The sequence below is a fragment of the Sphingomonas sp. Leaf9 genome, assembly GCF_001421355.1.
GTDB lineage: Bacteria > Pseudomonadota > Alphaproteobacteria > Sphingomonadales > Sphingomonadaceae > Sphingomonas.
In genome coordinates this window covers 638,357-661,876 of the sequence record NZ_LMKC01000003.1, presented here as the reverse complement: position 1 = coordinate 661,876, position 23,520 = coordinate 638,357, and the positions used below count along the sequence as shown (strand labels likewise).

Annotated in this window: 18 protein-coding genes, 1 pseudogene and 2 riboswitches; of the genes and pseudogenes, 8 read left to right on the top strand and 11 right to left on the bottom strand. The window is 66.6% G+C overall.

Annotated elements, in window-relative coordinates; genetic code table 11:
- Positions 1–23: 23 nt before the first annotated feature.
- On the top strand, positions 24–1,667 hold the full coding sequence (locus ASE58_RS10840; protein WP_200909335.1) for a DUF5597 domain-containing protein: 1,644 nt from the start codon (positions 24–26) through the stop codon (positions 1,665–1,667).
- The gene (locus tag ASE58_RS10835) at positions 1,667–3,145 is read left to right on the top strand and encodes a glycoside hydrolase (protein WP_082467906.1); all 1,479 of its coding nucleotides are present in this window, start codon (positions 1,667–1,669) and stop codon (positions 3,143–3,145) included. The genes ASE58_RS10840 and ASE58_RS10835 overlap by 1 nt, the downstream gene beginning before the upstream one ends.
- A 56-nt stretch (positions 3,146–3,201) precedes the next feature.
- Here the strand turns inward: ASE58_RS10835 and ASE58_RS10830 are convergent.
- The 5 genes and pseudogenes from ASE58_RS10830 to ASE58_RS10810 all read right to left on the bottom strand — a co-directional run.
- Positions 3,202–4,245, bottom strand: a pseudogene (locus tag ASE58_RS10830) (glycoside hydrolase family 43 protein); the annotation flags it as partial.
- 14 nt (positions 4,246–4,259) lie between these two features.
- The gene (locus ASE58_RS10825) at positions 4,260–5,345 is read right to left on the bottom strand and encodes an arabinan endo-1,5-alpha-L-arabinosidase (RefSeq protein WP_055820924.1); all 1,086 of its coding nucleotides are present in this window, start codon (positions 5,343–5,345) and stop codon (positions 4,260–4,262) included.
- A 75-nt stretch (positions 5,346–5,420) separates the two neighbouring features.
- Positions 5,421–8,222 (bottom strand): TonB-dependent receptor, encoded by a 2,802-nt coding sequence (locus tag ASE58_RS10820; protein ID WP_235515914.1) that lies wholly within the window; start codon positions 8,220–8,222, stop codon positions 5,421–5,423.
- A 229-nt stretch (positions 8,223–8,451) separates the two neighbouring features.
- Positions 8,452–10,881 carry a TonB-dependent receptor plug domain-containing protein gene (locus ASE58_RS10815; protein ID WP_055820918.1) on the bottom strand — a complete coding sequence of 810 codons (2,430 nt, stop codon included), beginning with the start codon at positions 10,879–10,881 and terminating at the stop codon, positions 8,452–8,454.
- 198 nt (positions 10,882–11,079) lie between these two features.
- Positions 11,080–11,844 carry an acyl-CoA thioesterase gene (locus ASE58_RS10810; protein ID WP_055820915.1) on the bottom strand — a complete coding sequence of 255 codons (765 nt, stop codon included), beginning with the start codon at positions 11,842–11,844 and terminating at the stop codon, positions 11,080–11,082.
- 108 nt (positions 11,845–11,952) lie between these two features.
- A riboswitch (cobalamin riboswitch) is annotated at positions 11,953–12,152 on the bottom strand.
- Between the two features lie 129 nt (positions 12,153–12,281).
- Positions 12,282–12,504, top strand: a riboswitch (cobalamin riboswitch).
- A 127-nt stretch (positions 12,505–12,631) separates the two neighbouring features.
- On the opposite strand from ASE58_RS10810, the gene ASE58_RS10805 reads away from it, so the two are divergent.
- From ASE58_RS10805 to ASE58_RS10785, 5 genes are all read left to right on the top strand, one after another.
- Positions 12,632–13,615, top strand: coding sequence for a DUF1852 domain-containing protein (locus ASE58_RS10805; RefSeq protein ID WP_055820912.1), 984 nt, complete (start codon positions 12,632–12,634; stop codon positions 13,613–13,615).
- A 25-nt stretch (positions 13,616–13,640) separates the two neighbouring features.
- A complete protein-coding gene (locus ASE58_RS10800; protein WP_055820909.1) occupies positions 13,641–14,669 on the top strand; it encodes a methionine synthase in 1,029 nt (342 codons plus the stop codon).
- Positions 14,670–14,747: 78 nt separating this feature from the next.
- Complete coding sequence (locus tag ASE58_RS10795; protein ID WP_055820906.1) at positions 14,748–15,758, top strand: bile acid:sodium symporter family protein; 1,011 nt, start codon at positions 14,748–14,750, stop codon at positions 15,756–15,758.
- The gene (locus ASE58_RS10790; RefSeq protein WP_055820903.1) at positions 15,755–16,258 is read left to right on the top strand and encodes a flavin reductase family protein; all 504 of its coding nucleotides are present in this window, start codon (positions 15,755–15,757) and stop codon (positions 16,256–16,258) included. Before ASE58_RS10795 ends, ASE58_RS10790 begins: the two co-directional genes overlap by 4 nt.
- Positions 16,259–16,492: 234 nt before the next feature.
- On the top strand, positions 16,493–18,640 hold the full coding sequence (locus ASE58_RS10785; protein ID WP_443024657.1) for a TonB-dependent siderophore receptor: 2,148 nt from the start codon (positions 16,493–16,495) through the stop codon (positions 18,638–18,640).
- Between the two features lie 76 nt (positions 18,641–18,716).
- Here ASE58_RS10785 and ASE58_RS10780 read toward each other — a convergent pair whose 3' ends face one another.
- Genes ASE58_RS10780 through ASE58_RS10765 form a run of 5 tightly spaced genes read right to left on the bottom strand, consistent with a single transcriptional unit; the run spans position 18,717 to position 21,544 of the window.
- Positions 18,717–18,917 carry a hypothetical protein gene (locus tag ASE58_RS10780; protein ID WP_055820898.1) on the bottom strand — a complete coding sequence of 67 codons (201 nt, stop codon included), beginning with the start codon at positions 18,915–18,917 and terminating at the stop codon, positions 18,717–18,719.
- Positions 18,914–19,282, bottom strand: a complete 369-nt coding sequence (locus ASE58_RS18330; protein ID WP_055820894.1) for a GTP-binding protein — start codon at positions 19,280–19,282, stop codon at positions 18,914–18,916. The genes ASE58_RS10780 and ASE58_RS18330 overlap by 4 nt, the downstream gene beginning before the upstream one ends.
- Positions 19,283–19,342: 60 nt before the next feature.
- On the bottom strand, positions 19,343–19,483 hold the full coding sequence (locus tag ASE58_RS18325) for a hypothetical protein (protein WP_235513582.1): 141 nt from the start codon (positions 19,481–19,483) through the stop codon (positions 19,343–19,345).
- Positions 19,480–20,493 carry a hypothetical protein gene (locus ASE58_RS18320; protein WP_055820891.1) on the bottom strand — a complete coding sequence of 338 codons (1,014 nt, stop codon included), beginning with the start codon at positions 20,491–20,493 and terminating at the stop codon, positions 19,480–19,482. Before ASE58_RS18320 ends, ASE58_RS18325 begins: the two co-directional genes overlap by 4 nt.
- A 1-nt stretch (position 20,494) precedes the next feature.
- Positions 20,495–21,544, bottom strand: coding sequence for a hypothetical protein (locus tag ASE58_RS10765; protein ID WP_055820888.1), 1,050 nt, complete (start codon positions 21,542–21,544; stop codon positions 20,495–20,497).
- A 103-nt stretch (positions 21,545–21,647) separates the two neighbouring features.
- Between ASE58_RS10765 and ASE58_RS10760 the strand changes: the two genes are divergently transcribed.
- Positions 21,648–22,379: a glycine-rich domain-containing protein gene (locus ASE58_RS10760; RefSeq protein ID WP_055820885.1), complete on the top strand. Its 732-nt coding sequence runs from the start codon at positions 21,648–21,650 to the stop codon at positions 22,377–22,379.
- A gap of 31 nt (positions 22,380–22,410) precedes the next feature.
- On the opposite strand, the gene ASE58_RS10755 is transcribed toward ASE58_RS10760, so the two are convergent.
- A complete protein-coding gene (locus ASE58_RS10755) occupies positions 22,411–23,430 on the bottom strand; it encodes a hypothetical protein (protein WP_055820882.1) in 1,020 nt (339 codons plus the stop codon).
- Between the last annotated feature and the right edge of the window lie 90 nt (positions 23,431–23,520).

The following is a 23,520-nucleotide window of genomic DNA, read 5'->3' as shown; positions in this document are numbered from 1 at the left end:
CAAGATAAACAGGGGAGGAGTCGATGATGTTCGTCGATCAACGCGTGCAGGGGCGCCGTATCAACGCCGCCAGGCGCGATGCATGGCGGCCGGTTTGGCGCATATTGGCCGGATGCGCCGCAGTGGCATTGTCCTGCCCCGCGTCTGCGCAGCACAGCCGGATGGTTGCGTCGAACAACGGCTCCAAGCCGACGCTGGAGGTCGATGGCGCGCCCTATCTCCTGCTCGGTATCCAGCTGAACAATTCGAGCGGCTTTCCGGCCGAGTTCCGACGGCTCGCCCCCGCCATCGCGCGCAGTCACGCCAATACGGTGATGGCCCCGATCGGCTGGGAAACGGTCGAGCCGGAGGAGGGGCGGTTCGACTGGAGCGTCGTCGACGGCCTGATCGCCGAGGCGCGCACGCAGAATGTCCGGCTGGTGCTGTTATGGTTCGGCACGTGGAAGAACGGCAATATGAGCTATGTCCCCGCATGGGTGAAGCGCGATACGGCGCGCTTTCCACGGGTGATGACGGCGGACGGGCGGCCGATTGAGGTGCTGTCGCCGATCGGGGCGGCCAGCCGCGATGCCGATGCCCGTGCCTTTGCCGCGCTCATGGCGCATCTGAAGGCGGTGGACGCGGCGCGCGGCACGGTCATCCTGGTGCAGGTGCAGAACGAGGCGGGGACGCTGGGCGCCGACCGCGACCATTCGCCCGCCGCAGAGGCGCTGTTCCGGGCGCAGGTGCCCGCCGACATGCCGGGCGCGGAGTCGGGCGAATGGACCGCCAACTATGCCGAACGCGCGCCCGAGGCGTTCATGGCCTATCACACCGCGCGCTATGTCGGCGCGGTCGCGGCGGCGGGGAAGGCGGCCTATGCGCTGCCGCTCTACGTCAATGTGTGGCCGCGCGAACAGCCGGGGCTGTTGCGACCGGGAGACAGCTCGCCATCGGGCGGGGCGGTATCGTGGCTGTTGCCGCAGTGGCGCAGGCTCGCCCCCGCGATCGATGTGGTTGGGGTCGATAATTACGACACCAACATCGCACCTTACACCGAGATCGCCGAGGCCTACGACGTGCCGGGCAACCCGCTGTTCGTGCCGGAGACAGGCGGAAGCATGGCGCACGCCCGCAACGCCTTCTGGACCGTGGCGCGGCCCCATGCGCTGGGCATCGGCAAGTTCGGCATCGGTCCCGATTTCGGGATGAAGGACGGCAAGGAGAGCGTGGAGCCGATCGCGCTCGATTACCGCCTGCTGGGCGATGTCGCGCCGCTGCTGCTGCCGCTGCGCGATGCGGGCCGGGTCCGGGTGGCGATCGAGCAGGATGGCATGGCGAACGTCCCGATGGCGTTTCCGGGCATGGAACTGGCCGCACGGTTCGGTGCGGTGCGCGACGGCTATGGCGGGCCACGGGGGCAGGGCAATGCCGACCTGTCGGGCCGGGTCATCGCTGCGCAGGTCGCGCCCGACCGCTATCTGCTGACCGGCGCGGGTACCAATCTTCGCTTCGCATTGCCGCTGGGACAGGCCGGGTCGGTGCAGTTGGTGACGGTGGAGGAGGGCCATGTCGATCGCGGCCGGTTCGTGCGCGATCGGCTGCTCAACGGCGACGAAACCGCGTTTGGATTGATCCTGCCGACGGAGGGGCGGACATTGATGGTGACTGTGCAGGTGAACCGGTGATGCGGTTCCGTCATTCCGCCGCCCACCGGGGCTTTGCGGGCGCGCTCCTCGCGCTGGGCATCGGCATCGCCGCGCCTGTCCAGGCACAGCGGGTCGAGCAGGGCGAGGTTGCGATCACCCTGCGTCCGGCGGTCGATCGACCGTCGACGGTGTTCGAGGGGTGGGGCACCGCGCTTGCCTGGTTCGCCGATGTCAGTGGCGGCTGGCCGGATGCGGAGCGACGCCGATTGGCCGATCTTTTCTACGGTCCCGACGGGCTGGGCTGGACCATCGCCCGCTATAACATCGGCGGTGGCAATGCGGCGGGCACGCCGCCCTATCTGCGTCCGGGCGGGGCGGTGCCGGGGTTCTGGCGACAGCCGCCGGGCGTGACCGGACGCGATTGGTGGCGGGCGGATGATCCGGCGATGTGGGACTGGTCGCAGGACGGGCGGCAGCGCTGGTGGCTCGACGCGATCCGTGACCGGGTGAAGACGCCGATCTTCGAAGCGTTCTCCAACTCGCCGCCCTGGTTCATGACCGTTTCGGGCCGGGTGTCGGGTGCGGAAAAGGCGACTGACGACAATCTGCGCCCCGGTTTCGAACGGCCGTTCGCGACCTATCTCGCGCGGGCCGTCGCCGAGTTGCAGCGCCGCCACCGCATCACCTTCCGCACGCTCTCGCCGGTCAACGAACCCAATACAGACTATTGGTTTGCCGCGAACAAGCAGGAGGGTGCGCACTGGAGCCCGGCGCGACAGGCGGCGATGATCGACGCGAGCGATGCGGCGCTGAAGGCGCTCGGCCTGAAGACGGTGATCGCCGCGCCGGATGAAACCAACTCGCACACCTTCCTTGCCGACTGGGCGGGCTATCCGGCGGCGACGCGGGCGCGGATCGGTCAGCTGAACGTCCACAGCTATGGCGCGATCCACCAGACCGGCGTGCGCGACGTCGCGCGGGCGAGCGGCATCCGGTTGTGGATGAGCGAGAACGATGCTCCGCTGGCGGGCGATCCGGAGGCGGTTGATGCGATGGAGAGCCCGCTGGCCTTTGCCGAGCATGTCGTGCTCGACCTCAAGCGGCTGGAACCGGCGGCGTGGATATTCTGGCAGGCGGTCGAGGATTGGAGCGCGCGCGGTGGTAACGCCGGGTCGAACTGGGGGCTGGTGAAGGCCGATCTCGCCGCCGGGCCGACCGCGCCGCATCGCATTACCGTCACCCGCAAATACTGGGCGATGGCGCAGTTCAGCCGCTATATCCGCCCCGGCTATCGGCTGGTGCCGGTCGATGATCTCGATACGGTGGGAGCCATTTCGCCGGATGGGCGGACGATGGCGCTCGTCCACGTCAATCCGGCGCCGGTCGCGCGGCGGATGACGTTGCCGGCGGGATGGCGGGCGCGGATGATCGTGACCGACGCCACGCGACAGGCTGCACCAGTGGCCGGCAGCGTTGTTCCAGCCCGGTCGATCGCGACCCTGATCCTCGAGCGCTGATCGCAACTGTCTGCCCCGCGCGCCGCATCGGGCGCGCGGGGCGGAAGGGTTCAGGTCAGCGGCCCGTTGGCGACCGGAGGATCGAACTGCGGCACGCCCGCCGCGTCATAGCGGATCGGCTGGACACGGGTGTGACGGTTCGGATCGAACAGTGGGTCGCCGGTGATCTTTTCGTAATCGCGGGCATGAAACACCAGCATGTCGCGGCCGCGTTCGTCGACCGTGAAGCTGTTGTGGCCGGGACCATAGATCTTGTGCGCGACCGACGTCTGCATCACCGGTACTGGCGATTTGGTCCATGCCGCCGGGTCCATAATGTCGGCATCGTCGCGCGCCGTCAGCATGCCCAGACAATAGCGCGCGTCGGTCGCGCTCGCCGAATAGGTCATGAACAGCCGGCCGTTCCGCGCCAGTAGCGCGGGTGCCTCCGCGACCTTGTACCCGCGCACCTCCCACGGCAGGGTCGGGACGGTCAGCCGTGCCGGCTTTGCGGCCAGCGTCAGCGGGGTGGCAAGCGGCGCGAGATACAGGTTGGAATTGGTCTCGATCCCCGGCTCGCGCTGTGCCCAGGCGAGGTAGCGGGTGCCACGATGGACGAAGCTGGTGGAATCGAGGTTGAAGCTGTCCCACGGCGTCTGCAACTGCCCCAGCACGGTCCAGCGGCCGGTCATCGGATCGGGGCCGTCGCACACCACCGCATAGGTGCGGATGCGGAACACATCCTCGCCGCCGCCGCTGGGGCCGGCGGCGAAATACATGATCCACCTGCCATCGATCCAGTGCAGTTCGGGCGCCCACAGGAACCCGGACATCGGCCCCTTCGCCTCGTGCCGCCACAACACCTTCTCTGGCGCGTTGGTCAAGCCGCCGATGGTCTTCGACCGGCGGAGCACCAGCCTGTCATATTCGGGCACCGATCCGGTCAGGTAATACCAGCCATCGGTGTGGCGGAAGACCTGCGCGTCGGCACGGTTCTTCACCAGCGGATTGACGATCCCCCCCGCCTGCGCGCGACGCTGGGCCAGCGAGGGCAGCGCGGCAACCGTGCCGGTGGCGGCAAGGCCGCCGAGCAGCGCGCGGCGCGACATAGGGTCGTTCATCGGCATTCTCTCCTTCATTGCGCCACCGGCCAGCCATCGGCATCCCAGGTCAGCGACTGAATCTGCAGCGTCGGCGCACCGTTCCGTTCGCGGTCATAGGCGTGATAGACGATGTGGTCGCCGGTCGTCTCCTGCAGCACGGCGACATGGCCGCGGCCGACATAGCGCGCGTTGGTGCCCTGTCCCGATGCCAGTACCAGGGTCCCGCCGCCGTCCAGCATCGATTTGCCCGCCTTGTCGACATAGGGCCCGGTCGGCGAGGCCGACCGTCCGACGACGGTGTTATAGGTGCTGTCCGCGCCCTTGCAGCAATTGTCGAACGAGGCGAACAGGTAATAGAAACCGGCGTGGCGGACGACGAACGGCGCCTCGATCGCGGTAGGGGCGGGGCGCGACGCCAGCGCATAGATTGTCTGGTCGCTGGCGAGCCGCAGGCCCGTGGCGGGATCCAGCCGCACCATCTTGATCCCCGACCAGAAGCTGCCGAACGCCATCCATTCGCGCCCGTCCGCATCGGTAAAGACGGCAGGATCGATCGCGTTGAAATTGTCGCTCGTGTTCGACTGGATCACTGCGCCCTTGTCGGTCCAGCCGCTGGACGGCGTATTCTGGTTCAGCGCGTTGCTGGTCGTCAGGCCGATTGCGGAGCGGTTGGAGCCAAAGGTCGAGACCGAATAATAGAGGCGATATTCGCCGCCACGCTTGACGATATCGGGGGCCCAGATGCCCGACGTGCCGGGCACCGCCGCCGTCGCCCATGCCGGCAGCGCGGTATAGGCGGGCCCGCGCCACGTCCACGCCTTCAGATCGGTCGAGGTGCGGGTGGCGAGCAGGCCTTCCTTGTCACCGACCGCGCCGGTGGTGAACAGGAAATAGGTGCTGCCGTCCCTGATGATCGCCGGGTCGTGGACCGGCATGGTGTCACCGGTGAGCGCGAGGCCGACCGGGGTTGCGGCGGCAGTCGGCGTAGGGGTCGGCGTCGGGGTGGGGGCAGGGGCGGCGGGGGCGGCGATGTTGCCGCTCGCCTCCCCGCCGGAAATGCCGCTGCAACCGGGAAGGGACAGGGCAAGCGCGACGAACGGAAGGGTGAACCGGGTCATGGATGGTCACTCCGAAAAGGGGATCGGGCAGTCGGCGGGAGGGGACGGGACATGATAGCCCCGCCCGGCACCGGATCAGTCGAGCGCGAAGCGCACCCCGACGGCGAAGGTCCGCGACAGCAAGGTGGTGCCGAGGTTGAACTGCTCGGAATTGCCCGCGTCCTGGAAGCGGTAATAGTTCTGCTGCGTCTGGTTGGTCAGGTTGACCGCATCCAGCGTAAGGCCGAGCCGGTCGGTGATGCCCCACGTCAGCTGGAAATCGAGGCTGCTTTCGGCGCGTCGCCATACGCCGATCGGGTTTGCGAACAGCCGCGCTTCGTTGTTCGCAAGGAACGGCTTGCGCCAGACATAGGACAGGCGTGCGCCAAGGCCGCCTTTTTCATAGGCCAGCGTCGCGTTGTACGACAGGTCGGACACCCCGAAGAAACCGGATTCGGTTTCGCCGACGATCTGCCCCGTCTGGTCCGAGATCGGGATATTCTGCTGGGAGTCGAGCAGGGTCAGGCTGCCCTGAAACCCGAACCCGTCGAGCAGCGAGGGCAGGTAGGTCGGGAAATAGGTCAGCCCCAGCTCCAGCCCCTTGAGCACGCCGTTCGACGCATTTTCCGGACGCGTGACGGCGAACCGATCGGTATTCAGCCCGGTACCGGGGATCACCAGCAGCGAGGTGAGCGGCACGACCAGCCCGTCGATCTCCCGCCGGAACAGCGTGGCGTAGATCGCGCTGTTGCGTTCGAAAAACCATTCGGCCGACAGGTCGTAGTTGCGCGAAGTGGTGGGGCGCAGATTGGGATTGCCCGATCCGCCACTGCCGCGCCCGACCCCGGTCAGATCGCCGACCAGATTGGGGTTGGGGTTCAGGTCGCCGAACGCCGGACGGCGCAGCGTTTCGCCGTAGTTGAAGCGCAGGCGAACATCGTCGGTGATCGCATAGCGCAGCGTGGCGCTGGGCAGGAAACGACTGGTGCCGTTCGACGCGCGCGACACTGTGCCGTTATAGCGATCGGTGAACACGAAATCGGTGTCGACATCGACATAGCGTATCCCGGCCTGCACATCGAGCGGTCGCCCGAACAGGGTGATCTGCCCGTCGGCCATCGCATAGGCGGTCATGGTGATTTCGTTGATGTCGAACACGTCGGTCAGCGCGAGCTGGTCCGACAGCTTGAAGTTCGGGGCGACGCTCCCCTTGTACAGCTGCCGGATGGCGTCGACATTATCGTAGATATAGCTGCCATTGGGTACCAGCCACGACGTCGGGACGCTGGCGCGCCCGTCGAAGAAGTTCTTGTTGGTCAGCTGCAGCCCCGGATCGAGCGTGGAGAGGCGCCGGCCAAGCCCGCGCGCATCCTGCGACCGCACCGAATCGGTCGCGTTGCGATCGTCGATGCGAATGCCCGCCTTTACCCGGCGCAGGAAGCCATCGTCCCACTTGTTTTCGCCATCGAGGTGGAGCGTGATCGCATCCCCCTTCGACCGGTTGGCATTGTCGTAGAATTCGCCGACATTCCACTGGGTCGGGTCGGTCAGCAGCGCATTGTTGTCGAAGTTGTACGCCGGGATGCCGTTGCGGGTATTGAAATCGACGTCGATCCGCTTTGCCACGCGGTCGATCCGCATTGCCAGGAATTGGGTGTCGAACTGGCTGTTCTGGTATGACAGGTCGGCGGTGATGCGGCCATTGTCGCCGACCTTCCAGTCGCCGTTCAGCGCGTAGATATAGCTGTTCGTCTTCGACCGGGTATAGTCGCCGCTGTTGAAGCCATAGACGTCACCGACCGACCGCGCCTTGATGATATTGGTGCCGGGATACAGCTCGAACGTCGACTTGGGGTTCGCACCCAGCCCGCCCCACCAATCGACGAAGCTGAAAAACAGGCTGTTCTGCGTGGTCGCGCTGAACTGGTTCCAGAAGAATTCGGCGGTGTAGGTCGAGCTGTTGTTCGGCGACCACTGCACCGCCGCGTTCACCGCCGGGCGTTCGCGCGTGCCGCTGACGTCCGGGCTGAACACCGCGTCGCGCGAGAGATAGTAGGGCACCTGCCGGCCATCGAGGAGGAACGTCGAGCCGGCAGCGGTCGGCAATCCGCGCTCCCTTCCCGGCTCCCAAGCCCCGGTTTCGGGGAAAACGCGCTGCAAGGGGGTGTAGCCCGGCGGCGGATTTTCCGTGACGAACGGCACCATCGCGCCCGACGTCACGCTCATGTCGCGGAACTTGGTGCGCGAATAGCTGCCGCTCACCAGCACGCCGATATCGCCGATGCCGGTTTCCCAGCGGTTGCTGATAAGTGCCGACACGTTCGGGTTAAACGAATCCGCCTGCTCGTTGTAGATGCCGCGCGCCACGCCCGAGATCGCGAACCCGTCGAAATCGAACGGGCGGCGAGTGAATACGTCGATCTGCCCGGCGATGCCGGTTTCGATCTGGTCGGCGGCGCGGGTCTTGTAGACGTCGATCCGCTTGACGAGGTTCGCCGGAATGTCGGCCAGCGCAAATGCCTGCCCCGACGCGGTAAAGATGTTCCGCCCGTTCATCGTGGTCAGCGCATCGGGAAGGCCGCGGATCGAGATGCCCGCCGCCTCGCCGCCGGTGCGGTTGGTCACCTGTATGCCGCTGACGCGCTGCAACGCCTCGATCACGTTATTGTCGGGCAGTTTGCCGACATCCTCTGCAACGATAGAGTCGACCACCTGCGTCGAATTGCGCTTGATGTTGAGCGCGCCGAGGATCGATGCGCGCACGCCGGTGACGACGATCTCGTCGTCTTCGGCAACGGTGCCGGCAGGACTGGCGCTGGACGGTTGCACTGCAGGGGTGGTGCCGTCGGGCTGATTGCCCGGCGCTGTCTGCGCCTCCGCCGCTACGGCGCTCAGCAACGAGCAAAGTGATACCGACGCCAGGATGGCGGTTCTGCTGAACACGATTTGTCCCCTCCGACGAACCCCTTCCGGGTTCTTATACTCGGACAAATATCGCGATATTCAGAACACGCAATTGGTAATTGTAGGAGTTATCGCTAACATCGAAAAAATTCTGGGGCTCAGCCGTGGCGGGGGTGGGCTCGACGGATGTGCCCGCCCCCGACAGCCTGTCCGATTCCCGAACCTACCAGTTTAGTCCAGCCCGGACATAGAGATAGCGGCCGTTGAACCCGAATGGCGAATAATAGGGGAAGCCCAGGACCCCGGTCGAGTTGTTGGCGGTCGGGGTCGCGCGGGGATAGACATCGAACAGGTTGCTGACGCCGAACCCCAGCTGCGCGCCCTTCGGACCGCTATAGCGCAGTTCGAGGTCGGTGATCGCGCGGTTCCCGGTCAGCACGTCGGCGGCGGGGGTCGTGCCGGGCTGGTTGACGTTCCCGTAATAGGTGACGCGGGCGAGCGCGCCGAGCCGGTCGAGCGACCAGTCGATCGTGCCGGTCACCTTCTCGCCCGGCGTTCCCTGTTCCAGCGTCAGGATACGGCTGCGCGCGAACAGCGTCGGCGCGGGATCGAGCGTGGCGGTGGAGGTCGGCACGCGGGTCACGTCGACCTTGTTGATGTTGCCGGCGACGGTGAAGTCGAAGGTGCCAGCGGCTGCGGTGCGGGTCCGGTAATGGGCGACGGCATCGATCCCCTGCGCCGTGCTGGCCAGCCCGTTGATGAAGAAGCGCGCCGCACTCGCCCCGGTGTTGGTCGCGGCAAGCAGGTTGCGGATCTGGGTCGCGACCGCCGCCGATCCCGCCGTCGCCGCGCTGATATTTTCGGACAGGCCGATCTGGTTGCGGATGTGGATGCGATAGGCATCGACCGTCAGGTCGAACCCGCCCGACCGGATCACGGTGCCGACCGACAGGTTCGTCGACTTTTCGGGTTCGAGCGGCAGGCCGCCAAGCGCCGATCCCACCGTGCTGACCGACGGGACGGTGCCGGTCAACACGGGCACGCCGTTGGTCACGACCGATGCGACCTGCGTGAAATATTGCTGTTGCAGCGACGGCGCGCGGAACCCGGTCGACGCGGTGCCGCGCAGCGCGAACCAGTCGGTGACGTCGTAGCGGGCGGAAACCTTGCCCGTCGCGGTCGATCCGAAGTCCGAATATTTCTCGCCCCGCGCGGCGAGGCCCACGAGCAGGCGATCAGTCACCTGCGCTTCGACATCGGCATAGATGCTGCCGCTGCGCCGGCTGCGCTGGGTGGCGTTGAGCGGGCTGAACCCGCCAAAGCCCTGCGCGCCGGGTGCCGCCCCGGTCGCACCGGTTACGGGATAGTCAAAGGATGCGCGCTCGCCCGGCGAAATCGTGTAGCCCTCGCGGCGCCCCTCGATCCCGAAGGCGACGTTCAGCGACTGGAACACGTCGAACTTGCGCGTCACGTCCAGCCCGGCGACATATTGGTCATAGGCGACCTGCCCGTCATAGAAATTGCGCGGGGTCGCGGCGCCATAGGCATAGTTGGCCGAATTGAGCGTGCGGAAATCGACGGTGTTGCGGCCATAGCTGAACGACAGGTCGACCTTGTACCCGCCAAAATCGCCGCGCAGCCCGACTGCCGAATTGATATCCTTCGTCTTGGTGTTGATGAGCGGCAGGAACCCGTTGGGATAGCCCGCGAGCGTCGTCTGCGCGCTGGCATTGCGGGGGAAGGCGGCACTGCGCGTGTCGCGGTCCTGATAGCCACCGAAGGCATACAGGCTGATGCTATCGGTCAGCGACGTGCCGGCGTTGATGAAGCCGGTATATTGCTCGACCGCCGGATCACCATAGCGGCCGGTCACGCGGTTGGGCGTGACGCGGCGATCGATATCGGCGCGGTTGGTCGGTTCCCGCCTGGTATATTCGCCCGACACGGTGACGAAGCCGTCGCTGCCGAAGCCGAACCCCTGCCACGCGGTCGCGGTGACGACCGGTTCGCCGGTCACGCTGCGCCGGTTGGCGGCGGTGTCGACCTGCGTATCGTAGAAGCCGTAGGTGACCCCCGCGCCGCCGCCCGAGCGGGCTTCGCGCAGGCGCAGGTTGACGACGCCCGCGATCGCGTCGGAGCCATATTGCGCCGATGCACCGTCGCGCAGCACCTCGATCCGGTCGAGCGCGGAGGTCGGCACGGTGTTGAGATCGACTGCCGCCGACCCGCGCCCGACCGTGCCGTTGGTGTTGAGATTGGCCGAGCTGTGCCCGCGAATGCCGTTGATGAGCACCAGCGTCTGGTCTGGCGCCAGGCCACGCAGCGTCGCCGGGCGGATCGCATCGGTCGCGTCATTGGCCGAGGGGCGGGGGAAGTTGATCGACGGGGCGACCGTCGCGAGTGCTGCAGCAAGTTCGGTCGTGCCCTGGCGTTGCAGGCTGGCACCGCTCAGCACGTCGACCGGCGAGGCGCTGTCGAGCCGGGTCCGGCCGGCGGTGCGGGTGCCGGTCACCACGATCTCGTCGCCCGTGTCGGCGGCGTCGGCGGCCGGCTCGCCCGTCCCGCCCTGCGGTGCCTGGCGTGCAAAGGCGGAGGTCGCGGCCAGCGTGAGCAGCGACGCGCCGAGAAGGGCGATGGTACGGCCCTGAGTCATTCCCTGAATTCCCTGTTCGATTCCGCACTGCGGAACGGTGCAAGGTGCCTCCCTATTCCAGGGAAGCGGAAAGGAAGCCAAAGAAAATCTATTAAGTGAATAGGAATTGCTCGGGGCCGCGATGGTGGTGCGAACGGGCAGGGCAGTCATCGTATTCTGGCGGCGGCGGGGATACCGCACATGCCCTCCCGACCGGCGCTATTGGACGTCGGCAAACGGCTTGGCCCGGCCGGTTTCATCGACCGAGACCATCGTGAACAGCGCCGTGGCGGCGTGTCGCCGCTCGCCGGTAATCAGGTCCTCCGCGCTGAGGTCCACGCCGATCCGCACCGAGCTGCGCCCGGTCATCCGCACCTCGGCGGTGAGTTCGACCATTTCACCCTCGCGAATGGGCGAGACGAAGTCGATCCGATCGGAGGCAGCCATCACCATCACCGCCCGCGCATGGCGGGTCGACGCGATGAAGGCCGCCTTGCCCATCATGCGCAGCGCATCGCCGCCATAGAGCGTGCCATAATGGTTGGTCTGGTTCGGGAAGATCATGTCGACCATCCGCAGCGGCGCGGCGGCATCCGGCTGAACCGCCTCCGCCATCGGCGGCAGCGGCTGTTCGGTGCCGACCGCGACCAGCGTGAAGCGGCCCCGTGTGCACAGACGGCGTTCGCCCGAAACGGGCACTTCGGCGATCAGTTCGACCTCGACGTCGAGCGATTTTCGCCCGACCCGCACGACCCGGCCCGTCACCTCGACCACATCGCCGATCCGCGCCGGTGCCGCAAAGTCGATCTTTTCCGAAGCGGCGGTGACGAAGGATGCGCGGCCATGACGCGACGCGGCAAGGAACGCCACCTTGTCCATATGCGCCAGCGCCACGCCACCGAACAGCGTTCCGTGGTGATTGGCGTCACCGGGGAATACCATGTCGACCAACTGGATGGGGGTGTGACGCGCGTCGTGTGGCATTCGGGTCCTCAATCATTCGCGGAGGATATCCAGACGCCAGAGGCCAGCGGGAAGAAGGCACCTCCTCCCCACAGCGACGCAGCGGCCAGACCGGGCACCCCGCCGGTGGTCGTTATGGCGTCGAAGGCAGGTCTCCTGGCTCGCGGGTCGTCATGGAAATCCCGGCCTTCCCGGTGCCGAAGCACCAGTGGCACACCAGGGGAAATCCACTCGCCGCTTACAGTTGCGGGGGCAGCATCGGCATCGCACCGATTTCCCGTCTTAGCCTTCGACCATGGGGCGAAGGAACCTTGACCGGACGGCGGTCGCAGAAAGTGGCCCGTCCCGTCAAGGCCGGCGTCGCGCCCCGCCGACCGCCGCACGGCATGCAATCACGCTACGATACAGCATATAAAGATATCTTTATATATGTGTGTTGACATGGGCAGGGGGATGATGTTGAAGGGCCAGGTCGAGGTTCCCCATCCCATGCAAGGCGATGGGGCTAAGACGGGAAGCCGGTGGTGTCCTTCAGGGCAGAATCCGGCGCTGCCCCCGCAACTGTAAGCGGCGAGCGGCGGCTCCATTTCGTGTCACTGGGTTCCCGCAAGGAGCCTGGGAAGGCCGGAGCCACCGCGTTGACCCGTGAGCCAGGAGACCTGCCTTTCGACGCCATAACGTTCCTCGGACGGGGGTTCCTCCGGTGGATCGCGCTTGATGTGTGCGGTCCATGGCTCGATGCCGTTCGGGCCCGTCCGTGCCTTGCGCGCTTTCGCCTGACTTCCCGCCCGCAAAGCCTGGGTGAGTCATGACGAATAGCGGCTTCACATTCTCGATCAGCAGCCTGCCCTTCGACGAGGAATATCGTCCGGGCGACAACACGCGGATCACCACCAACTTCGCCAATCTCGCACGCGGGGACAGCCGCCGGGAGAATCTGCGCAACACGTTGTTGATGATCGACCACCGCTTCAACGCGCTGATGCACTGGGACAATCCCACGGGCGATCGCTACGCGCTGGAACTGACCATCGTCTCGGCCGCGCTCACGCTGGGGGATGGCGCGGAGGCGGAGGCGTTCCCGCTGATCGAGATCCTGCACACCACCGTCACCGACCGGACCAGCGGCGAGCGTAGCGACGGGATGATCGGCAACAATTTCTCGTCCTACATCCGCGACTATGACTTCAGCGTGGTTCTGCCCGACCACCGCAAGGCCGGGGGTGCCGACGCGCCGGAGGGCTTCGGCGACCTTCACGGCAATCTGTTCAAGCATTTCCTGGCGTCGAGCGCCTACCGCGACAATTTCCGCAAACCCCCGGTCATCTGCCTCAGCGTATCGAGCAGGGAAGTCTATCGCCGCACCGCCAACGTCCATCCGATCCTCGGCGTCGAATATCGCAACGACAATTTTTCGCCGACCGACCGCTATTTCGCGAAGATGGGCATGAGGGTCCGCTATTTCATGCCGCCGCACAGCGTCGCGCCGTTCGCCTTCTATCACATCGGCGATCTGGTCAGCGATTACACGAACCTCGAACTTGCCAGCACGATCGCGACGATGGAGACGTTCCAGAAAATCTACCGGCCGGAAATCTACAACGCCAATTTGGTCGCGGCGGAGCAATATCAGCCGAGCCTGACGTACCAGGACTATTCGCTGACCCGCATCGTCTATGACCGCGAGGAACGCAGCCGCCTCGCCGCGGAGCAGGGCAGGTTCGCCGAAGAGCATTTCATCAAGCCGCACGGCGACGCGCTGCAGCGCTGGTCCGCGACCTGCGGCCTCTGACCCCCACGCCTACGAAGGTATTCCCATGACGATATTGTTGCCGACGACGACCGCGGGTAGCCTGCCCAAGCCTTCCTGGCTCGCCCAGCCCGAGACCTTGTGGTCACCGTGGCGGCTGGAGGGTGAGGAGCTGGTCGCGGGCAAGCGCGACGCGCTGCGCCTGGCGGTCGACGACCAGCGGCAGGCCGGGATCGACATCGTGGGCGACGGCGAACAGACCCGCCAGCACTTCGTCACGACCTTTGTCGAGCATCTGGACGGCGTCGATTTCGAGAAGCGCGAGACGGTGCGTATCCGTAACCGCTACGACGCCAGCGTGCCGACCGTCGTCGGCGCCGTCTCGCGTCCCCGATCGGTGTTTGTCGACGATGCCCGGTTCCTGCGCGTGCAGACCGACCAGCCGATCAAGTGGACGCTGCCGGGCCCGATGACGATGATCGACACCCTGTACGACGCGCATTACCGCAGCCGCGAGAAGCTGGCCTGGGAGTTCGCCTGTATCCTGAACGAGGAAGCGCGCGAGCTGGAGGCAGCCGGCGTCGATATCGTCCAGTTCGACGAACCCGCCTTCAACGTGTTCTTCGACGAGGCGAACGACTGGGGCATCGCCACGCTGGAGCGCGCCGCCGAGGGGCTGAAGGCCGAGACCGCCGTCCATATCTGCTATGGTTACGGCATCAAGGCCAATACCGACTGGAAGAAGACGCTCGGTTCCGAATGGCGCCAGTACGAGCAGACTTTTCCCAGGCTGCAAAAGTCGACGATCGATATCATCTCGCTCGAATGCCGCAATTCGCGTGTGCCGATGGACCTGATCGAACTGATCCGCGGCAAGAAGGTGATGGTCGGCGCGATCGACGTCGCGACGGACGCGATCGAAACGCCGGAACAGGTCGCCGACACGCTGCGCAACGCACTGCGCTTTGTCGATGCCGACAAGCTCTTGCCCGCAACCAATTGCGGGATGGCACCGCTGTCGCGCGACGTCGCCCGCGGCAAGCTGGCGGCGCTGGGGGCCGGCGCGGCGATCGTTCGGGGCGAACTGACGGCCTGACCCGGTCGCCGTGCCCACCCATTCACGACCGGGCACGCACGGCGTAGGGGGGCGCATGGACAAAGCGGAAGATCGATTATGAACGCCATCCTCCGTCGGCTGAGGATCGACATCTATATCCTCGCGATCGTCGCCATGGTGGCGGTCGCGGCGATCGTGCCTGCGCGGGGTATTGGCAAGAACGTGCTCGACGTCGTGGTATACGCCGCGATCGCGCTGCTGTTCTTCATCTATGGCGCACGGATTTCGCGACAGGCGATCTGGACCGGTATCCTGCACTGGCGGCTGCAATCGCTGGTATTCGCGACGACATTCGTGGTGTTTCCGCTGCTGGGCCTCGGGATCACGGCGCTCCTGCGCGGGCATCTGGACGACGGACTGGTGACCGGGCTGCTGTTCCTGTCAATGCTGCCCTCGACGGTGCAGTCGTCGATTGCCTTCACCTCGATCGCGCGGGGCAATGTGCCTGCCGCGCTGTGCTGTGCGTCGCTGTCGAACCTGGCGGGGGTGGTCATCACGCCGCTGCTGGCAACGCTGTTCCTCAGCGCCGGTACGGGCGGCATGTCACTCGATTCGGTACGCGACATCGCGCTGCAGATCCTGCTGCCGTTCGTGGTCGGGCAGTGCGCGCGGCCCTTCATCGGCGACTGGCTGAACCGGCAAAAGACACTGACCATGCTCGTCGATCGCGGTTCGATCCTGCTGGTCGTCTATTCCGCGTTCAGCGCGGGTGTCGTGGCCGGTATCTGGAGCAGGGTGACGCCGCAAAGCCTCGGGCTGGTCATCGTGCTCGACCTCGTGCTGCTGGCGGTCGTGCTGATCGCCACCACGGTGGCGAGCCGCCTGCTGCGCTTCACCACCGAGGATGAGATCGCGATCGTGTTCTGCGGATCGAAGAAGAGCATGGCGAGCGGGCTGCCGATGGCGAACATCCTCTTTCCCGCCGGCGCGGTCGGGCTGATCGTCCTGCCGCTGATGCTGTTTCACCAGATGCAGCTGATGGTCTGCGCCGCACTTGCCCGGCGCTATGCCCGGCGGGTCGCAGACGGTGTTGCGGTTGATCTGGCGGTTGGGGAGCACAAGCGATGAACGTGTTGACTCCCATGGGCGACGAAGCCGACCTGCGCCGCGTGTTCGGTCGGTTCCCGACCGGCGTCACCGCGCTGTGCGCGATCGATCGGGGCACGCCCATCGGCATGACCGCCAGCGCGTTCGTCGCGATATCGATCACGCCTCCGCTCGTGTCGGTTTGCATCAGGCATGGTTCGGCGACGTGGCGGCAATTGCGCGGCCTCGGCCGGATCGGCATCTCGTTCCTCGGCGCGGGGCATGCCGCCACGGCGCGGCAGCTGGCGCAGAGGGGCGACGATCGCTTCCGGGGGCTGGAATACGAGACGACCCCCGACGGCGCACTTTTTCTCAGCGATGCCGGTGCTTGGCTGGACTGTACGGTCGAGCAGGAGATCGCGGCGGGCGATCACGACATCATCCTGTTCTGGCTCCACCGCGCAGCGACCGCCGATGCGGTGATGCCGCTGATCTTTCACGCCAGCGGCTTTCACACGCTGATGCCGATCGGGCAGCGCTGACAGCTGGACCATCAGGCCATCATCGCCGAATGATAGGGCGAGGTGACGACCAGCTGCCGCACCTCGGTCGAGGGCACATCCTGTCAAACGACCGCATGGGGGCAGAGCGACCCGCCGACCCAAAATGAAATGAGACAACATATCATTTGACGATGTTACGTCATATCGTCATGGGACGCTTTCGATCGGCGACAGGCCGGCGGGGAAAAGGGATCTATGACGAGGCGTTCGATGATGCGTGGGATGCTGCTGGCCGGGGTGGTGCCGCTGGTGCTGGGCTGCGGAGGCGCAGCGGCGCAGGTGGTTGCCTCCGATCCGGCCGACGGCGCCCGCGATCCGGCACAGGACATCGTGGTCAATGGCGTGCGTCAGGCCTATCGCGGCGACTTCGCGCTGTCCGAAATTCCGCAGGCGATTGCGCAGATCGACGCCAGGACGCTGGAAGCCAACAACCTCCTGCGGATCACCGATGCGCTCGATCTCAACGCGTCGATATCGCGCCAGAACGCGCTGGGCGGACTGTTCGACAGCTTCGCGGTGCGCGGCTTTGCCGGCGATGAGAATATTCCGACCGGCTATCTGGTCAACGGCTTCAACGGCGGGCGTGGCTTTGGCGGGCCGCGCGACGTCGCCGGGATCGAGCGGGTCGAGGTGCTGAAGGGACCGGCAGCGGCATTGCTCGGGCGGGGCGAGCCGGGGGGGACGGTCAACCTCGTTACCAAGCAGGCGCAGCTTGGCCGCACTTTCGGGTCGGCGTCGATCCAATATGGCAGCTTCGAACGCGTCCGGTCGGAAGGGGACCTGAACCTCGCCATCAACGGTGGATTGACCGCGCGCCTGATCGCCTATGCCGAGTCCGGCGACACGTTTCGCGATACGGTGCACCAGCAGCGATGGGGGTTCCTGCCGTCGATCGGCCTGGCCTTGGGCGACCGCACCCGGTTGACCTACGACCTTGAATATACCCGCACGGAGGTACCCTTCGACCGGGGCATCGTCGTGCTGGGCAATGATTTCCGCACCGTGCCACGCGAACGGTTCCTGGGGGAGCCGGGCGACGGCGATACGGTGGCACGCGCGACCGGGCATCAGCTGCGCCTGCAACATGATTTCAGCGATCGTTGGAGCATGCTGGTCGGGGCGACGCTGCGCGATACGCTGCTGACCGGCTTCTCGTCGGACGCGGAGCTCGCCACGGCGCGGCAGAAGCTGTTCGTGGACGGCCGATCGCTATCGCGGCAGCGCCGCTCGCGCCGCTATGATTCGCGGCAATGGGTGATCCGGGCCGAGCTGTCGGGCCGGTTCGATACCGGCGCGCTCGAACACCGGGTGCTAATCGGTGCCGATCACGACGTGTTCGACAACGACCAGCAATTCGGCCGTGTCCGCCCGGCGGTGGTGACGGGGACGACGACCGACCGGGCGGGCAACGTCATCGATATCGCCGCGCCGGTCTATGGCCGCTTTCCATTGCCGGTGCCGGCGGCGCAGAACGACCGGCTGGACGTGCAGCGCTCCACCGGAGTTTTTGTCCAGGACCAGATCCGCCTGACCGACCGGTTGCAGGTACGGCTCGGCGGACGCTACGACGACGTCCAGCTACGCACCGACAACCGGCTGACAAAGGTTGAGAGCCGCCGTCGCCGCAGCCGTTTCAGCCGGCAGGCGGGGATCGTCTACGAACTGGCCGATCCGGTGTCGCTCTATGCCGCCTATGGCGAGGGGTTTCGCGCCAATATCGGCACCGACGTCACCGGCGCGATCTTCGATCCCGAAACCAGCAGGTCGAAGGAAGTCGGCATCAAGCTGACTGCGCTCGGCGGGCGCCTGAACGGCACGGTTGCGGTGTTCCAGCTCGACAAGTCCAACGTGCTGGCAAGCGACACCAACAATCCCGGCTTCTCGGTCGCGATCGGCAAGGCGCGCAGCCGGGGCGTCGAGCTGGACCTGACGGGGCAGCTGCCGGGCGGCGTGGAGATGCTGCTGAGCTACGCCTATATCGACGCAGAGGCGCGCTCCAGCGTGCTCGACCCCGGCTTCTCGGCCCAGATCCGGCCGGGCGATCCGCTCATCAACATTCCGGAACACAATATCAACGTCCAGCTGGCGAAGCGCTTGTCGGTGGGGAAGCGGGCCGGGCAGGTCGGTGCCGGCGTCCAGACCGTCGATCGCCGCCTGGGGGAGACGGGCACGAACTTCTTCCTGCCGTCGCACACGCTGGTCCGGGTGTTCGGCGATATCGACGTGACGCCGGGCGTCACCGCCTTTGCCGCGGTGCAGAACCTGTTCGACGAACAATGGTATGCCAGCAGTTATGCGCGGCTGTGGGTGCAGCCGGGAACGCCGCGCACCGCGTCGGTTGGATTGCGCGCGAGCTTCTGAGCGGCGACCACGATGCCGGAGCCCGCACGGCTCCGGCGCGATGGATCGGATCAGCCGGTCGTCAGCGGATCGAGCGTCAGCACGAGGCGGCGTTGGCCGTAAGGTCGAGCGACACGTCGTCCACCGTGTCGAGGTCGAGTGCCGCAAGCGCGGTCGCAAGCGGGTCGGCCAGCGATCGCCACCAGATCGCAAGCGCAGCCGCGGGCCGGGCGATCGGGTCGAGCGACGCCCGGTCATAGCCAAAGGCAACCTGGTCATCGAGCATGGCGAGGCTCATTCGGCGGCCTCCGTCTGACGTTCGCCCCACGCCGGCAACGGATCGCGCAGGTCGTTCGACAGCGTCGGCATGAAGGCGGCGGCGTGGACGAGGCAGGTATCGAGCTGCCAGCGGATGCGGGCCTCATCCATGCCGATGCCGATGAAAACCAGCTCCTGCCGCCGGTCGTCCCAGATCCCATCCCAATGCTTTGCGACGAATTGGTCGAACCGGCCATCGCCTGGCCAGTGATGCTTGGGCAGCGCCGCCCACCATTTACCCGTGCGCGCGGCCATCGTCCGGTTGCCCGCCACCCCCAGCTTGCCGACATGATCGAGCCCGCCATCGGTCAGGAATGCATGCAACTTCGCCGGATCGAACGGCATCCGCGCACGCTAGACGAAGCTCTCGATGCCATATTCCTCCATCTCCGGCTGATGATGGGCCTATCCGTACAGCTCCTTGACCCAGAGCGGATGGCGCGCGGCGGTTTCCTCGTCGAACAGCCCGGTGGCGAGTACGCGATCGAAGTCGACCCAGCCATGGTCGGTGGCGACGATCACCGTGCCGTCGGTTCCGGCGCTCACGCATCGGCGAACAGAGGGCTGATGTCGCACGGGCGATCGAACGTCGCCGCCAGCGCTTGTGCCAACGCCGTGACGCCTTCGGGATCGGATGACTGGGTCAAGAACAGCGTCTTGTCGGGCACATCGGGACTTAGCGTCCGGCACCGGACCTGCAGATAGGATCCGCCCGGCCCTTTGGCGCGGTGCAGTCGTGTGATCGTGAAGCTCAGCACGTCCTCTCGCGGCACAACGAACAGCTGGTGGGTGCAGAAGATCAGCGCGGCGAGGTCCGGCGGATAACCGATCCTGCTCGCGATCCGGGTCACGTGCTTGCCGGGTTCCCGCGCATATTCCAGTTCGGTTTCGCCCGGCGCGATATCAGCAATACGATCCTGTGCGACCGTCCGTTGCGGATCTATCGTCGCGACCGGCTGGAACGCTTCTAGCCATGCCTCCTCGCGCGCGGTCAGGGGCAGGCGGAAGCCTGTCGTCGCGGTAAGATGGACGGCGGTGCGCAGTCGTGGTTCGCGTGCATGGGCGTCGTTGGACAGGCCGGGCGACTGGCGCGCGGGCGGCCAGGTCGTCATTTTCAACCCGGCGGCGCCTGCCTGCCACCGGCACACCTCGGTATTATATTCCGCCCCGATCGGTGCAGGGCCGATCCACTTGGCTACATGCGACGCGATCTGGCGCAAATTACCCTCCGCATCGTCGCATGTCCAGGTGATCGCGCTGAAACGAACGATAGGCAGCGTGGGGGCAAAGCGGTCAGAGACCCCCGCATTCCACGGTTGCAACACACCGGGCAGCGCCGCAGCGCCCGAAACGAGCATGGTGTCCCAGTCATATAGCGGATCGCGGCGAATGCCCTCGCGCGCTTCGACCGCCGCGCGCGGCTCACGCCACGGCAGGCCCCACGCGTCGAATAGCCGGTGCAGTGGATTGCCCTCTTCCGTCATCTCGAGCCGCGCCGGCTGCGGGCCGGGCGCAGCGACAGGAGCGGTCGCGGCCGGACGACCGCGAACAGCCATTTCAGCATGCCGCGTCGCCTTCCTTCGCAGCGGTGGCATGGCGCGCCATCGCCTGCCGGATGAACACATCGGTGCGGATGTGGTGCTCGCGGTCGAATGCCAGCAGATAGGCCACCAGCGCATCCTCGGACCCATGCAGCACCCTGTCGATCAGCGCTTCGAAGCCGGTTTGGGTCGCCGCCGGATTGCCGGCTACCGACGACCGCTGGAACACGGTATGCGTCACCACCTCCAATACCGCCCGGCGATAGGGATCGGACAGCAACACATCGACGTCGGATCGGCGGATCGGAAAGTCGATGCTGAAGGTGGCGTGGCCCGATGCCAGTGGAAAGGCATAGACATACCGCCCGGCGACCGCTTCGACATGCGGCTCCCATCCATCCCCCAGCAATCGTACCGGCGGCGGGAAGTAGCGGTCGTAATCGTTGATCGCATCGGCAAGGTCGGCGGGCGGATCGCCCCATGCCGCCACCACGGCGCGGAACATGGCGATGCTGCGACGCTGGTCCGCGACATAGGTGCTCCAACCCGGCGCGGTCAGCCCGCCGGGATAGCCCCCGCGGCCCTTTGCGATCCCCGCACTCACCAGTAATCCATGGATTTGACGCAGCAGCTGGGTCGCTGAGGTTGGCAGCGGCGGCCTGATCCGCCGTCGCAATTCGGCCTGCACGTCGTCAGGCAGGGGAGCCAGCAACGCATCGAATGCGGGGTTGGGGGCGGCGGGTTCCGTATCCGGTACCGGGGTTGGGGTCAGCCGGATCGCGATCCAGGCGGCGAGGCCGCCCAGCGCGAGCAATGCGCAGGCCAGCACCGTTCCTCCGACCAGGTAGACAGCCATTGCCATCCCCGTCGCGTCGATTTCTCCCGGTTTGGCCGGACCAAGCATCGCAACACCGACCGCCGCTGCGACCATCGCGGCGAAGGGTGCCGGCAGGATCACCGTCCAGAACACCCGCCGTCGCGACCATGCCGGGCGATACTGCAGCACCAGCGCGACCATGCCGCCGACCGCAACGCCGTACAGTAGCAAGACCAGATAGCCGATCACCTATGCCTCCCGCCGGTGTCGATACGATAGCGTCCGCGACGCCGCCCGGTTCCTCCAGCGACCGTCATCTTGCCGCAACATATTCCTACTATTGTAATAGGACATGGAAACGAACAGCCCCGCGCATCCGGCGCGAAGGGTCCTCATCGGGAGGATCGAAACCCTGGCTATCGGCCAGACCGACGCAACGCTCGGCTTCGAAGGGAGGCTGGCCGCAGAGAATGGCTGGAGCGAAGCCTTTGCGGCGCGGGTCGCGGTCGAATATCGCCGCTTCCTTGCGCTGATCGCCACTGGCGAGGAACCGCTCACCCCATCCGATGCCGTGGATCAGGCGTGGCACCTGCATCTGGCCTATACCCGCGATTATTGGCAAGGGCTGTGCCGCGATATCGTGGGGCACGCGATCCATCACGAACCGACCAGCGGCGGCCCCGATCAATTGGAACGGTATCGCGACTGCTATGCCCGCACCCTCGACCGGTATCGCGCTACCTTTGGCGAAGTCCCCCCGATAGATATCTGGCCCGACCCCGCCGAGCGCTTTGCCGGACGGTTCGTCCGCGTCGACATGACCCGGCCGCCCCATCCGGCTGGGGCGATCCCGACGGCGATCGGCGCCGGGGTGATGGCGATGATGGTGATCGCAGGGCAGCATCTGGTCGTCGCAGCGCTGCTGGCCGTCATCGCGGTCGTCGCGCTGTGCCGGTCGCTTGGCCGGTTTCGTCACGGCGACGGGGACGGGTTCGAATGGGACTTCGGCGGGTTCGACGGATCGGATGGCGGCGACGGTGGCGACGGTGGCTGTGGTAGCGGCTGTGGTGGGGGCTGCAGTTGAGCGAGCACCTGAGGCGACAGCCCAGCCCGGCCTAGCGCGCTTCCTCGTCGAGCGCCGCCGCACGGCGGGCATCGGCGGCAGCCTGCTCCGACTTGCCGAGCCGGGCCTGGACGATGCCGCGATAATGATAGCCGCGGCCATCGCGCGGGCTGCGCCGCACCGCCCGGTTCAGATCGGCGAGCGCACCCGCATCATCGCCGGCCGCCATCCGCAGCAGCGCACGGTTGACCAGCGCGTCGGCCGTCGCCTCGACCGCGATCGCCCGGTCCAGCGTCGCCAGCGCGCCGGCACGGTCGCCCTGCCACGCGCGCAGCACCCCGTCGCCGGTCAGCGCCTCCGCCCGTCCCTTCACCCCCGGCTTGGCCAGCCCAAACCGGGCACGACATGCGTCCATCGTGCGTCGCGGGTCCTCGACCGTGCACCGGGCCCAATCGTTTCGCACTGGCTCTCGTCGGCGCGCCACCCGCGCACCGGTGACCACCACGTCCTCCGCCGGCATCGCCGCCATCTGCTGTGGCGCGGCCGGAGCAGGCGGCGGTGGAGGCGATGGCAGGGGGGCGTAGACGGGTGGGGGCGTCGTCACCGATTGCACGACGACCGGCGGCGCCGGGGCGGTGCGGGCAGCCATCACGGCCTGGGGTGGGGGAGCCGACGTTTCGGCCGCCGCATCCGGTTTGGCGGCCGGGGAGGGTTCTGCTCCCTTGGCCACAGCGGCGGCCGGTGTGGCGACAGGACGAGCGACCTCGACACGCGGCGGTGGCGCGGCGGCGACCCGATCGCTCGCAGCGGCCGTGGTCGGTCGCGGCGCGGGCGTCTCGATCGTGCCCGACCGCCACACCGGCAGGCCGATGACGACGACCAGCGCGGTCGCGGCAACGGCCCCGATCGGCGGCCCGATCCGTGTCCAGCGTCGCCGTGGCGGGATTGGGCGGGCCGGTGCCGCCTCGCCCCTGAAGCGGGCGACGGCGGTGTCGATCGCTGCCTCACGCCGGTCGGGCCGGGGCGGCGGGGGATCGGGCAATTCCCGGCCAAGGTCGCGATCATCCGCCATCAGCGCATGCCCCGCCGCGTCGCCGCAGGGGGCGACAGGGTTCGATCGAGGGGCGGGCGGCTGGCGGACATCGGTTCCTTATACCTGCAA

Bases quoted from the DNA above. Each gene is read 5' to 3' on its own strand.
- ASE58_RS10785 (WP_443024657.1), top strand. From the start codon at position 16,493: ATGCGTGGGATGCTGCTGGCCGGGGTGGTGCCGCTGGTGCTGGGCTGC.
- ASE58_RS10805 (WP_055820912.1), top strand. From the start codon at position 12,632: ATGACGAATAGCGGCTTCACATTCTCGATCAGCAGCCTGCCCTTCGAC.
- ASE58_RS18320 (WP_055820891.1), bottom strand. From the start codon at position 20,493: ATGGCTGTTCGCGGTCGTCCGGCCGCGACCGCTCCTGTCGCTGCGCCC.
- ASE58_RS18330 (WP_055820894.1), bottom strand. From the start codon at position 19,282: ATGCCGTTCGATCCGGCGAAGTTGCATGCATTCCTGACCGATGGCGGG.
- ASE58_RS10780 (WP_055820898.1), bottom strand. From the start codon at position 18,917: ATGAGCCTCGCCATGCTCGATGACCAGGTTGCCTTTGGCTATGACCGG.
- ASE58_RS10755 (WP_055820882.1), bottom strand. From the start codon at position 23,430: ATGGCGGATGATCGCGACCTTGGCCGGGAATTGCCCGATCCCCCGCCG.
- ASE58_RS10810 (WP_055820915.1), bottom strand. From the start codon at position 11,844: ATGCCACACGACGCGCGTCACACCCCCATCCAGTTGGTCGACATGGTA.
- ASE58_RS10815 (WP_055820918.1), bottom strand. From the start codon at position 10,881: ATGACTCAGGGCCGTACCATCGCCCTTCTCGGCGCGTCGCTGCTCACG.
- ASE58_RS10800 (WP_055820909.1), top strand. From the start codon at position 13,641: ATGACGATATTGTTGCCGACGACGACCGCGGGTAGCCTGCCCAAGCCT.
- ASE58_RS10790 (WP_055820903.1), top strand. From the start codon at position 15,755: ATGAACGTGTTGACTCCCATGGGCGACGAAGCCGACCTGCGCCGCGTG.
- ASE58_RS10835 (WP_082467906.1), top strand. From the start codon at position 1,667: ATGCGGTTCCGTCATTCCGCCGCCCACCGGGGCTTTGCGGGCGCGCTC.
- ASE58_RS10825 (WP_055820924.1), bottom strand. From the start codon at position 5,345: ATGACCCGGTTCACCCTTCCGTTCGTCGCGCTTGCCCTGTCCCTTCCC.
- ASE58_RS10840 (WP_200909335.1), top strand. From the start codon at position 24: ATGATGTTCGTCGATCAACGCGTGCAGGGGCGCCGTATCAACGCCGCC.
- ASE58_RS10760 (WP_055820885.1), top strand. From the start codon at position 21,648: ATGGAAACGAACAGCCCCGCGCATCCGGCGCGAAGGGTCCTCATCGGG.
- ASE58_RS10795 (WP_055820906.1), top strand. From the start codon at position 14,748: ATGAACGCCATCCTCCGTCGGCTGAGGATCGACATCTATATCCTCGCG.